Here is an 11,789-nt window from a genome sequence, read left to right on the forward strand (position 1 = left end):
CCAATACCCCGTTGCCCCTATCTAAGCATCAGATAAGGAAATTCCAAGCGGAAGCGTTCGGTGACGCAAATTATCCATAAGTTCCGTTCCGCTTTCGCCTGCTAGACGGCGGGCGGACAAAGCAGGTGAGGATTTGCTCTTGGCCAGCTTTTCGGCCGCGCTGTCCAGCAAGAGCGGGTGATGCCAATATTCTGGCACCGGTAAGTCGAGCAATTTCTGCAACAGCCGATGAATAGCGGTGTAAGCGAACAGATCCTTGCCCCGCACCACATATGTTATGCCATCGGCGGCATCGTCAACGGTCGCGGCGAGATGATAAGATGCCGGGGCGTCCTTGCGCCACAATATAACATCGCCAAAGGCCGTCGGGTCTGCAAACTGCTGCCCCGCCGCCAAATCCATCCACAACAGCGGGCCTGCCAAGTCCACGGCCTTTTTTATGTCGAGGCGCCAGCTATATGGAGCATCTCCCACAAAGGGCCGATCTCGGCAGGTGCCCGGATAATGCGGACCGTCCGGGCCATGGGGCACAGGCTTATGCTTTAACGCTTCGGCTATGTCGCCTCTGGTGCAACCACAGCGATATAACAGACCAGCGGAATTCAGCCGGTCGAGCGCGGCCACATAACGGGTGGTATGTTGCGATTGGAACTGCACATCGCCGTCTTGCGCGAGCCCAAGCCACTGCATATCGGCAAGGATCGTTTCGATATGCTCGGGCCGACTGCGTGTCCCGTCAATGTCCTCGATCCGAAGGCGAAACTGACCACCAAAAGCGCGCGCAAATTCATGCGCACACAGCGCCGAAAAGGCGTGCCCCAAATGCAATTGTCCATTGGGACTCGGGGCAAATCTGGTGACCACCGGACCCCTTGGTTCTACGATCTGGCCCAGATAGGCATAAATGAAGTCAAATGCCGTCAAAAAATTATCCCCAATTATACCACATTCAGTGGCTTTACCCTATTGACGTCACCATATGTGTAAATAGGTTGGCAACTGTCAGATTGCTGTAACGCTAATAGGCTTAAAGCATGTATGATAACAGGGGAGTAGGTTCGACTTATGTTGCATACCGGAACTTTCGAGGCAGCGGGGCGGGCAAGGCACCCGGAAAATTGCCCTGCGCTTGTGCTGAACGCGGATTACACGCCATTAAGCTATTATCCGCTAAGCCTCTGGCCTTGGCAGACCGCGATTAAGGCGGTCTTCCTCGACAAGGTCGACATTGTCTCCAACTATGACCGACATGTGCATAGTCCAAGTCTGGACATGAAAATTCCGTCGGTGATTGCGCTGCGTCAATATGTGAAGCCGTCGGAATATCCGGCATTCACGCGGTTCAACCTGTTCCTGCGCGACAAGTTCGAATGCCAATATTGCGGGTCGGGCGACAATCTGACCTTTGACCATATCGTTCCGCGTCGTATGGGCGGTATTACCAGTTGGGAAAATGTCACCACCGCCTGTTTGCACTGCAACCTTAAAAAAGGCGGCCGCACGCCTAAGCAGGCGCATATGCAGCTCAACATGGCGGCGATCCGACCGACAAGCTGGCAATTACAAGACCGAGGCCGCGCATTTCCACCGAACCATCTACATGAAACATGGCACGACTGGTTATACTGGGATATCGAACTAGAGGGCTGAGCCCTTATTTCGGAACCGTCAACGCGGGCACTGTGCGCGCTGCGTCTTCAGGGGTGATACCCGGCGGCGGGGCGGCGGCGATACGTTCTTCGCCGCGCATGACACGGCCCGCACGCTTGATCGCGCCGCGCAACCGTGGGTAAATACCGCAACGGCACAGGTTGGTGATCGCAGCGTCAATTTCAGCATCGGTCGGGTTGCTGTTTTTCTTCAGTAACACTGACGCTGCCATGATGACGCCGGAAATGCAAAAGCCACATTGCGGGACATTGCTGGCCACAAACGCCTGTTGCAACGGATGGCTCCGGTCACGGCTCAAGCCCTCAATCGTCGTGACAAAGCGCCCCTCCGCCTCGGCTATGGTCACAAGGCAGGAACGGATAGCCTCACCATCAATTTCGACCATGCATGCACCGCAATCGCCAATGCCGCAGCCATATTTGGTGCCCGTCAAGTTCGACGCATCGCGCAGCGCCCATAATAAGGGCGTTTGCGGGTCCATCTTATATTGGATGGGGCGGTCGTTGACGGTGAATTTGGTCATCACTCCCCTCCCGCTTGCGGGAGGGGACGGGGGAGGGCGTGTCGCGGTATCATTTTATGGTTCTACCCTCCCCTAACCCCTCCCGCAAGCGGGAGGGGGATGCCCACAATCTTAATCGCGCCAGCTTTTGTCGATTTGGTCCACCTTGCGCACCATCGCGTCAAATTCAACGCGGCCCGATCCGCCCGGGGGCGATGCCATGTATAAATCGCGCTGGTGTACGGCGATCACCTCTGGCGACACCGTAATTGGCTTACCCATTTGTAGCGTCGCCATCTGATGCTCGCACGCGCGCTGCAGCGCCCAATATTTGATAAAGGCATCAGTGAGCGTCTTGCCCATGACGACAGGGCCATGGTTACGCAGCATCAATATCCGCTTGTCGCCGAGATGTTCGACCAACCGCGTCCCCTCTTCCTCCCGTACAGTGACGCCTTCAAAGTCATGATAGGCCAATTGGCCGATGAAATTGCATGCGTAGAAGTTCACAGGCTGCAAGCCGCCCTCAAGGCTGCACACCGCTACGGTTGCCGTGGTGTGCGTGTGAATGATCGCATGGGCGTCGGGCAAGGTGCGATGGAACAGGCTGTGTTGAACAAAGCCCGCTTTGTTTACATGCCACGGGTTATCCGCATCGATCTTGTTGCCATCAATATCGATTTTGATGAGGCTCGACGCGGTAATTTCACCGAAATGCATGCCATAAGGGTTAATCAAAAACGCGCCGTCCTCGTCAGGCACTTTGACCGTAATGTGGTTGAACACAAGCTCATCCCAGCCGAACATCGAAAATATCCGGTAACAGGCCGCAAGCTCTTGCCGCGCAGTCCATTCCGCCTCGCTATACTTGCTATTCGACTTTAATTGGGTCGCCATGCGCTCTCTCCTGCTCTTCAGTTGCGTTGCATTATGAAACGAACAAGGCGTGAGGGCAAGTATTAGCCGATTGGGCGAAGGCCGATAGTTTCCCGCTAGCTGCTTCTTCAAACAGCAATCAAGCCCACAAAAAGCGCCATTTCCGCTTGATATTTGGAGGCGACATGGGTAGGGGCCACATCAACACGCCGCCTGTGAACGCGGCGATTTTCGTTTTTAGCCTTTCAAAGTGGCAGTTTTAAGCCATTTTGCCGATTCGATGCGGAGTAGAGTTTTTTATGCAAATCATGGTTCGCGACAATAATGTTGATCAAGCCCTACGCGCGCTGAAGAAAAAGCTGCAGCGTGAAGGCGTGTATCGCGAAATGAAGCTTCGTCGTCATTTTGAAAAGCCATCGGAAAAGCGCGCGCGTGAAAAGGCTGCTGCTGTTCGTCGCGCCCGCAAGATGGAGCGTAAGCAACAGGAACGTGACGGCGCGAAATAAGCGTCTGCACTCTTCAACAAGGAAAGCGCCTTTCATTGGCGCTTTTTTTGTGTCTAGAATCCGCGTCGCTTTCTGCTAGTCAGCGCGCAACACAGCCAATAGGAATTTTTTATGTCCGTCACTGCCGTTCCCATTCAGCCACTTAAAAAAGGTTCGCTCACCAAATATTGGGCCGCGATTGCCTTGGTCCTCGCTGCAGGTGGTGGCTTGGCATATTGGGGAACGAGCGACGTGCGGCAGGAATTTGGTGATGTTGTGACGACGTCATCTGGCCTGCGCTACAAAATCATGGAAGCTGGCGAAGGCCCCAACCCTACGGACAATGACGTGGTCCTCGTGAGTTATAAGGGCATGTTGAAGGACGGCACCGTTTTTGACCAAAACCCGCAAGCTGGCTTTCCTGTAACGGGCGTTGTTCCAGGTTTTTCGGAAGGTCTGAAGATCATGCAGCGCGGCGGCAAATATCGCCTGTGGATACCAGCTGAGCTCGGCTATGGGCCAGAGGATCAGCGCAACCCGCAAACAGGCGAAGTCGCCATTCCCGGTGGAAGCGAACTGACATTCGATGTCGAGCTACTTGAGTTCAAGTCACGCGCCGAAATCGAGGCAATGCAAAAGCAGATGCAGGAAATGCAGCAACAGCAAGGTGCCGCTGGTGACGCGGCTGGCGGTGCGGCGCAGGGCCTACCACCCGAAATTCAGGCCCAAATTGACGCCCAAATGCGCGGTCAGTAAGAGCAATGTTGGTTCTTTTTAAGGTGCGAGATTTTGTAGCAACACGTCGGTAGCTGCTTATTTCCGTCCGATAAAGCTGCTGATAATGTGTCGTGCACAAACGACAGCCACCGTAAGGGCTGCATTGGCACCAATCTATGCAAGGCACATGTTCCATGCGTTGACTAATGTTCATTGCTCGGACATCAGGCTTGGGCCAAAAAGGGACTAAGCAGGAACCATCCAGAGGAGCCGAAGTTGAGCATTACCAATATCGTAGCGATTGCGATGCTCTCCGGATCACTGCAATGCCCGCCCGCCAACGAAGCACCCAGCGCAGTTGAAGCTGCGAATGCATCTGCGCCTGTCACCGTTCAAATGCCAATATCGGTTCAGGCCGCCGATAATGCCGGTGTTGTAAGTGCGCCTGTTGCCAATCCCGATACCGTCACCTTAGAACCATTACCGTCCGATACGATAAAGCAGGCCGATCCGGCCACCGCTAAGGCAACAGACAAAAACATCATCGTGGTGACCGCAAGAACAGGGCCGCCGCCCGGCGATCCCGTAGAGGCTGTCAATGAAGTGTCGTTCGTCGCAGTCCAAGCGATCGACGGCGCATTCGTAGCGCCAGTCGCCCAAGGTTACGAAGCGGCTGTGCCTAACCCCGTGCGCGACGGAATACATAATGTCATAAACAACCTTGATGAGCCTGTCGTCTTTGTGAATTTTTTGCTGCAGTTGAAAATCGGCAGAGCGTTTGAAACTGTGGGTCGCTTTGCGATCAACTCAACGGTGGGTGTCGCCGGGCTCTTGGATGTCGCGAAAAAGAAGCCTTTCAATTTGCCGCACCGTTCAAACGGTTTGGCATATACTTTGGGCTTTTATGGCGTAGGCCCAGGGCCTTATCTGTTCTTGCCGCTGATCGGATCGACGACCATTCGCGACCTGTTTGGACGGGTCGTCGACCTATCGCTTTTACCAACGGCAGCTGGAAAGCCCTTTGCCGATCCAATCATATCAGCGTCCAAGGGCATTCTTTCGTCTATCGACGACCGAGTCCGGAATGATGAAATCCTGACGCGAGTCCAGCAAAGCGGGACCCCCTATGCCGCGATGCGCGAATATTATCTCAAGAAGCGGCAAGCAGAAATTGATGTGCTGAAGGGCAAAAGGTGTAATTCCGATATCAACCTAGCCGATCTGGAGTTTATGGATTCCTTGCCCACAGCGACAAGCAAACCGACAGCGCCAGCCAAACCCACAGTGCAATCGCCAGCACCGGCGGTGCCATAAAACTCATGGCTTATCTAACCGTTTAACAGTCCTTCATCCTTAATCCGCTTTTGCCAATAAGCAGGCGCTAATTGGTGGACATTGTTGCCATCGCTATCGACCGCAACGGTGACGGGAAAGTCCTGCACTTCAAATTCGTAAATGGCTTCCATGCCTAAATCTGCAAAGCCGACGACTTTGCTGCCCTTGATCGCACGGGCGACGAGATAGGCCGCGCCGCCAACGGCCATGAGATAGGCGCTCTTATGCTTGGCGATGGCTTGGGTTGCCGCTGGGCCGCGCTCAGCCTTGCCAACGCAGGCGAGCAGGCCTTGCTCAAGCATCATATCCATGAACTTGTCCATGCGCGTCGCGGTTGTTGGCCCTGCTGGCCCGACAATTTCCTCACCAACCGGATCGACTGGGCCGACATAATAGATCATGCGGCCTTTGAAGCTGACGGGCAGTTCTTCTCCCTTGGCCAACATATCGGCAATGCGCTTATGGGCAGCGTCGCGGCCAGTCAGCATCTTGCCGTTCAGCAGCAGGCGATCACCTTGCTTCCAACCCGCCACGACGTCCGGCGTTAGCGTATCGAGATCAACGCGGATTGCCGCTGCATCAGGTTTCCAATCGACCTTGGGCCATTCGTCCAACTTTGGCGCTTCCAAAAAGGCAGGGCCAGCTCCATCCAATGTGAAATGGGCGTGGCGCGTGGCGGCGCAATTGGGAATCATGGCAACTGGCTTACCTGCGGCATGACATGGCGCATCCAGGATCTTCACATCCAATATCGTCGAAAGTCCGCCAAGCCCCTGCGCGCCAATGCCAAGCGCATTGACCTTGTCAAAAATCTCGATGCGCATGGCTTCAATGTCGTTCTGCGGTCCGCGCGCCTTCAACGGCCCCATGTCGATGGGCTCCATCAATGCTTGTTTGGCCAGTAACACGCAATGCTCCGCGGTGCCGCCAATGCCGATACCCAACATGCCGGGCGGGCACCAACCAGCGCCCATTTGCGGTAGCATCTCCACGACCCAATCCACTATATTGTCCGACGGGTTCATCATCTTGAACTTCGACTTATTTTCGCTGCCACCGCCCTTGGCGGCAACGTCAACGGACACTTTGGCGCCGGGAACAAGGTCGACATGCAGAACGCACGGCGTATTGTCCTTGGTATTGCGCCGCGTAAAGGCTGGGTCTGCAAGCACCGACGCGCGCAGCTTGTTTTCGGGATGTAAATAAGCGCGGCGCACGCCTTCATCGATCACGTCCTGCAAAGAGGTGGATGTGTCTTCCAAACGGCAATCCATACCCCATTTGACGAAGACGTTAACGATACCCGTGTCTTGGCAAATCGGCCGATGCCCCTCTGCGCACATGCGGCTGTTGGTTAGGATCTGCGCGATAGCGTCCTTGGCGGCAGGCGATTGTTCCGCTTCATACGCATCGCCCAAGGCCCGGATATAATCCATCGGGTGGAAATAGCTGATATATTGTAACGCGTCGGCCACGCTTTCGATCAAGTCGCCATTGCGGATTATTACAGTCATGTCGGCCCCTACGCTTTAAGTATAGCATGCCCCTTAACGCGCTCGAGCGCCTATTCAAGCTTCATTTGGTGTGACGCAAAAGGACATTGGCGAACAAGCGCGATGCCTCAACCGCGCTTAATGAAAGGCTTCGGTCGGTCCCGCGAACGTCACTTCATCCCCCCCCCCCGTAATTCCCGCCATCCCCGTCATCCCCGTAAAGGCGGGGATCCGCCACAGCTAGAAGGCGCTCGCACATCGCGTTGGTTCGGCATTGCGACACGGCATAGATCGCCGCCTTTGCGGTTCATGATTTGCGCACCGAATCTGACACTGCAAATCCTAGTTTGCACCCGCGGCCAGAACAGCGAAAATGCGCCCTCAGCCGATACATTCATTTCGGCATCTAAAAAATATGCATTGGGCCATTTTACATCTTGCGCTCTGAATTTCACTTAGCAGGTCCGCGCGTCGCTCGCTGTTACGACGCACCAATGTGCGACGAATGGAATCACATTAGCGACGAATTGAGATGGAGAAATTGCATTTTACATCTTGCGTCTGGGAATGAATAAGGCACTATAGGTAGCGGTTGGCCACAGGGGGCATTACCACAAATTGTGCTTTATGCTTCAGTAGGCATATGTGTCGGCGGGGGCCGTTTTTCCCGTCGATAAGCTGGGGACAAGTTAAAATACTCCCCCTGAGAAGGCCAAAAAATGCTAATAGGGAGTTTCGCGCCCTGAGTCGAACAATATGGGAACATCGGTTCCCGCCAAAATACAGCAGGTTGCTGGATGTCGGTAAGCCGACAACCAGTTTTAGGTCGCCGCAATGAATGGAGCTACAGGTTAAAATGGATTTCAGGGATACAGGCCAAGGCGCGGACGACATGACCGCAGGAATGATGACAGATATGCTTGAAAAAGTAGCTGAAGCGGTAAAGGCGGAAATCGTTGAAGCAAAGACGCCTGCGTCAAGCAAGTCCGTTGATGTGCGTCGTTTCAATGTCGTCACTGATGCGTCACGCGACGCCTTGTTGACCGAATTCGGCAAGGACACGTTGCAGGACCGTTATCTGTTGCCCGATGAAAGCTATCAGGACCTGTTCGCCCGCGTCGCGTCGGCTTATGCCGATGATGAGGCGCATGCGCAGCGTCTTTATGACTATATCTCGCGTTTATGGTTCATGCCGGCAACGCCCGTATTGTCCAATGGCGGCACGGGCCGTGGCCTGCCGATCAGCTGCTATTTGAACTCAGTCGATGACAGCCTTGAAGGCATCGTCAACACTTGGAACGAAAATGTCTGGCTTGCGTCGCGCGGCGGCGGCATTGGCACTTATTGGGGCAATGTCCGTGGCATTGGTGAACCTGTTGGCCTCAACGGCAAGACCAGCGGTATCATTCCCTTTGTCCGCGTCATGGACAGCCTGACACTTGCGATTTCGCAAGGTTCGCTGCGTCGTGGCTCTGCGGCCTGTTATCTGGACGTCAGCCACCCCGAAATCGAAGAATTCCTCGAAATCCGCAAGCCATCGGGCGACTTCAACCGTAAGGCGTTGAACCTGCACCACGGTGTATTGCTGTCCGACGAATTTATGGAAGCCGTCCGCGCTGGTGAAGAATTCCACCTGCGCAGTCCCAAGACAGGCGAAGTGCGCAGCACCATTGATGCCCGTTCCTTGTTCCAGAAGCTGGTGGAAACCCGCCTTGCAACGGGCGAGCCCTATATCATCTTCAGCGACACCGTGAACAACGCGATGCCCAAGCATCACCGCGATCTGGGGCTGAAGGTGTCGACATCGAATCTCTGTTCGGAAATCACCTTGCCGACGGGCCGTGACCATTTGGGCAATGACCGGACGGCCGTATGTTGCTTGTCGTCGCTCAACCTTGAAAAATGGGACGAATGGAACGGCGATAAGGTCTTCATCGAAGATGTGATGCGCATGCTCGACAATGTGCTTCAGGACTTCATTGATCGTGCGCCGCCCGAAATGTCGCGGGCCAAATATTCAGCGAGCCGTGAACGCTCGATCGGCCTTGGTGTCATGGGCTATCACAGCTTCCTGCAGTCCCGCGGCGTCGGCTTTGAAAGCGCGCTTGCCAAATCTTGGAACATGAAGTTCTTCAAACATGTCCGCGCACAAGTGGATGAGGCATCGATGATGCTCGCCAACGAACGTGGCGCCTGCCCCGACGCAGAAGAAATGGGCGTGATGGAGCGCTTCTCCTGCAAGATGGCGATTGCGCCAACGGCGTCGATTTCGATCATCTGCGGCGGTACCAGCGCCTGCATTGAACCGATCCCGGCCAATATCTACACGCACAAAACCTTGTCGGGCAGCTTCATTGTCAAGAACCCCTATCTCGAAAAACTGTTGCAGGAAAAGTCGAAGGATTCGACCAATGTCTGGAACAGCATATTGGAAAAGGGCGGATCGGTTCAGCATCTCGATTTCCTCACGCCAGAGGAAAAGGACACGTTCAAAACCAGCTTCGAAATTGACCAGCGTTGGTTGATCGAACTGGCCGCGGACCGCACGCCTTATATCGACCAGGCAACGTCGCTGAACCTCTATATCCCTGCCGATGTGGAAAAATGGGACCTTCTCATGCTCCACTTCCGCGCATGGGAATTGGGCGTGAAGTCGCTTTATTATCTGCGTTCGAAGTCGATCCAACGCGCTGGTTTTGCCGGCGGGGTTGAGGCGGATAACACCGCCGAAGCACCCGTTATCGAGCTTGCGGCCCAAACTGATTATGAAGAATGCTTGGCCTGTCAGTGACGTCGCCCCAGCGTAGGCTGGGGCCCATCACGTCTCGCAGTTGAGACCGATAGGCGAAATAGGCTCCAGCCTCCGCTGGAGCGACGATAGATAAAACAGGGGAAAATCCCCGCATACCTCCCCCAAGGGAGGAAAAATTGGAGCAACGAAGATGTCATTGTTAGAAGCGCGTAACAGCTACAAGCCCTTTGAATATCCTTGGGCCTATGACTTCTGGAAACGCCAGCAGCAGATCCATTGGTTGCCCGAAGAAGTGCCTTTGGGCGAAGATTGCCGCGATTGGGCGCAGAAGCTTTCGGACCATGAACGCAATCTGCTGACGCAAATCTTCCGCTTCTTCACGCAAGCCGATATCGAGGTGCAGAATTGCTACCACGAAAATTATGGCCGCGTGTTTAAGCCGACTGAAGTCAAGATGATGCTGACCGCCTTTTCCAACATGGAAACCGTCCATGTCGCGGCCTACAGCCATTTGCTCGACACCATCGGCATGCCCGAGTCCGAATATTCGGCGTTCCTCGAATATGAAGAAATGGCGGCCAAGGTCGATTATATCCACCAATTCGGCGTCGACAGCGACGAAGACATTGCGCGCACGCTCGCGATGTTCGGCGGCTTTACCGAAGGGTTGCAATTATTCGCATCTTTCGCGATGCTGATGAACTTCCCGCGCTTCAACAAGATGAAGGGCATGGGGCAGATCGTATCCTGGTCGGTCCGCGACGAAAGCCTGCACTGCGAAGGCATTACCAAGCTGTTCCACGCATTTTGCGCCGAACGTGGCTGCCTCACCAAGTCGGTGCGGGAAGACATTATCGATTGCTGCCAGAAGGTTGTCCGTCTGGAAGATAATTTCATCGACCTCGCGTTCGAAATGGGCCCCGTCCCCGGCATGACCGCCAAGGAAATCAAACGCTATATCCGCTACATCGCCGATTGGCGCTTGGGTCAGCTTGGCTTCCAACCCATTTACATGGTCGAAGACCACCCGCTGCCATGGCTCGCGCCATTGTTGAACGGTGTCGAGCATGCCAACTTCTTCGAAACCCGCGCCACCGAGTACAGCAAGGCGTCGACACGCGGCGATTGGGGCCAAGTATGGAACAGCTTCGACAACCGTAAGAAGAAAGACATCGCCGAAGTCATCGTCGCCGAAAATGACGGCATGGACATGTTTGAAGCGGCTGGAGTTGCGGCGGAGTAAGCCTTCTCCATGATCTGATTTAAACGCTATCGCGTTAGACATTCCCGCTGCCGCGCTTCTGCAAAGAGGCGCGGCAGTTTTTTGTGCGCATTCTGTGCGAATGAACACGCCGGGCTGCTGTCCCCAAGCATGAGGGTGAAAGGCAGCAGCGGAGATAGCGTTACGCTCAAGTCATTGGTAATGTTGTGTAAAACCTCCAAAACGAATTTGACTTCACATTTTTTAACAATATGTTGGCGAGTATAGCTAGCACTTGCGACGATTGGGACGAGCCATCAAGCAGCTTCGACCGTCGCAAAAGAAGATCATCGGTATTGAGTCGGTCGCCGAAAACGACGGCGTAAAGATGTTTAAACAGCCAGAAGCTATTGCGGAGAAAATATGCCCGACGAGTTTCGCGATAAATGGCCAGAAATGCGGATGAAGCATTTGGAATTTGTCCAAAATGCAATTTCGCGGATGGGATCAAATAATGCGAATTTGAAAGGTTACTGCATGACCATGGTTGCTGCAGTCATAGGACTGTCAGCGGCTGTTTCGAAAGAACAAATAATAATTTACAGTCTTCCAATTGTTATTACATTTTCTGTTCTTGATGCAGCATACTTATACCAACCTGCATTGATCACAACTCACTGGCCCATTTACGATGGCCGATGGTCATAATGCGCCAAGGCTGATCTATGAGTTTGTTCCACGCCTCGCAGCAGAGGTC

At 54.2% G+C, this 11,789-nt stretch carries 10 protein-coding genes; 6 read left to right on the plus strand and 4 right to left on the minus strand.

Features of this window, described 5'->3' with window-relative positions; genetic code table 11:
* Positions 1–21: 21 nt before the first annotated feature.
* On the minus strand, positions 22–894 hold the full coding sequence (gene gluQRS, locus ACILP3_RS05370; protein WP_395615640.1) for a tRNA glutamyl-Q(34) synthetase GluQRS: 873 nt from the start codon (positions 892–894) through the stop codon (positions 22–24).
* Between the two features lie 171 nt (positions 895–1,065).
* On the opposite strand from gluQRS, the gene ACILP3_RS05375 reads away from it, so the two are divergent.
* Entirely contained in the window at positions 1,066–1,650 is a 585-nt protein-coding gene (locus ACILP3_RS05375) for an HNH endonuclease (protein WP_395615628.1), read from the plus strand.
* 4 nt (positions 1,651–1,654) lie between these two features.
* Here the strand turns inward: ACILP3_RS05375 and ACILP3_RS05380 are convergent, their stop codons facing one another.
* Positions 1,655–2,194, minus strand: a complete 540-nt coding sequence (locus ACILP3_RS05380) for a (2Fe-2S)-binding protein (RefSeq protein ID WP_395615629.1) — start codon at positions 2,192–2,194, stop codon at positions 1,655–1,657.
* A gap of 111 nt (positions 2,195–2,305) precedes the next feature.
* Positions 2,306–3,070 (minus strand): class II aldolase/adducin family protein, encoded by a 765-nt coding sequence (locus ACILP3_RS05385; protein WP_395615630.1) that lies wholly within the window; start codon positions 3,068–3,070, stop codon positions 2,306–2,308.
* 278 nt (positions 3,071–3,348) lie between these two features.
* Between ACILP3_RS05385 and rpsU the strand changes: the two genes are divergently transcribed.
* From rpsU to ACILP3_RS05400, 3 genes are all read left to right on the plus strand, one after another.
* Positions 3,349–3,555 (plus strand): 30S ribosomal protein S21, encoded by a 207-nt coding sequence (gene rpsU, locus ACILP3_RS05390; RefSeq protein WP_125231027.1) that lies wholly within the window; start codon positions 3,349–3,351, stop codon positions 3,553–3,555.
* Between the two features lie 111 nt (positions 3,556–3,666).
* On the plus strand, positions 3,667–4,290 hold the full coding sequence (locus ACILP3_RS05395; protein ID WP_395615631.1) for an FKBP-type peptidyl-prolyl cis-trans isomerase: 624 nt from the start codon (positions 3,667–3,669) through the stop codon (positions 4,288–4,290).
* Positions 4,291–4,527: 237 nt separating this feature from the next.
* The gene (locus ACILP3_RS05400; protein ID WP_395615632.1) at positions 4,528–5,565 is read left to right on the plus strand and encodes a VacJ family lipoprotein; all 1,038 of its coding nucleotides are present in this window, start codon (positions 4,528–4,530) and stop codon (positions 5,563–5,565) included.
* A 14-nt stretch (positions 5,566–5,579) separates the two neighbouring features.
* On the opposite strand, the gene ACILP3_RS05405 is transcribed toward ACILP3_RS05400, so the two are convergent.
* The gene (locus tag ACILP3_RS05405) at positions 5,580–7,100 is read right to left on the minus strand and encodes a fumarate hydratase (RefSeq protein ID WP_395615633.1); all 1,521 of its coding nucleotides are present in this window, start codon (positions 7,098–7,100) and stop codon (positions 5,580–5,582) included.
* A gap of 895 nt (positions 7,101–7,995) precedes the next feature.
* Between ACILP3_RS05405 and ACILP3_RS05410 the strand changes: the two genes are divergently transcribed.
* Positions 7,996–9,870 (plus strand): ribonucleoside-diphosphate reductase subunit alpha, encoded by a 1,875-nt coding sequence (locus tag ACILP3_RS05410; protein ID WP_395615641.1) that lies wholly within the window; start codon positions 7,996–7,998, stop codon positions 9,868–9,870.
* A 151-nt stretch (positions 9,871–10,021) separates the two neighbouring features.
* Positions 10,022–11,074 (plus strand): ribonucleotide-diphosphate reductase subunit beta, encoded by a 1,053-nt coding sequence (locus ACILP3_RS05415; RefSeq protein ID WP_395615634.1) that lies wholly within the window; start codon positions 10,022–10,024, stop codon positions 11,072–11,074.
* Positions 11,075–11,789: the final 715 nt, after the last annotated feature.

It is taken from the genome of Sphingorhabdus sp., assembly GCF_044239665.1.
Taxonomy (GTDB): Bacteria; Pseudomonadota; Alphaproteobacteria; order Sphingomonadales; family Sphingomonadaceae; genus Sphingorhabdus_B.

Excerpts from the sequence above, each read along its gene's own strand:
- ACILP3_RS05375 (WP_395615628.1), top strand. The coding sequence starts at position 1,066 with ATGTTGCATACCGGAACTTTCGAGGCAGCGGGGCGGGCAAGGCACCCG.
- ACILP3_RS05380 (WP_395615629.1), bottom strand. The coding sequence starts at position 2,194 with ATGACCAAATTCACCGTCAACGACCGCCCCATCCAATATAAGATGGAC.
- ACILP3_RS05385 (WP_395615630.1), bottom strand. The coding sequence starts at position 3,070 with ATGGCGACCCAATTAAAGTCGAATAGCAAGTATAGCGAGGCGGAATGG.
- rpsU (WP_125231027.1), top strand. The coding sequence starts at position 3,349 with ATGCAAATCATGGTTCGCGACAATAATGTTGATCAAGCCCTACGCGCG.
- ACILP3_RS05395 (WP_395615631.1), top strand. The coding sequence starts at position 3,667 with ATGTCCGTCACTGCCGTTCCCATTCAGCCACTTAAAAAAGGTTCGCTC.
- ACILP3_RS05405 (WP_395615633.1), bottom strand. The coding sequence starts at position 7,100 with ATGACTGTAATAATCCGCAATGGCGACTTGATCGAAAGCGTGGCCGAC.
- ACILP3_RS05410 (WP_395615641.1), top strand. The coding sequence starts at position 7,996 with ATGCTTGAAAAAGTAGCTGAAGCGGTAAAGGCGGAAATCGTTGAAGCA.
- ACILP3_RS05415 (WP_395615634.1), top strand. The coding sequence starts at position 10,022 with ATGTCATTGTTAGAAGCGCGTAACAGCTACAAGCCCTTTGAATATCCT.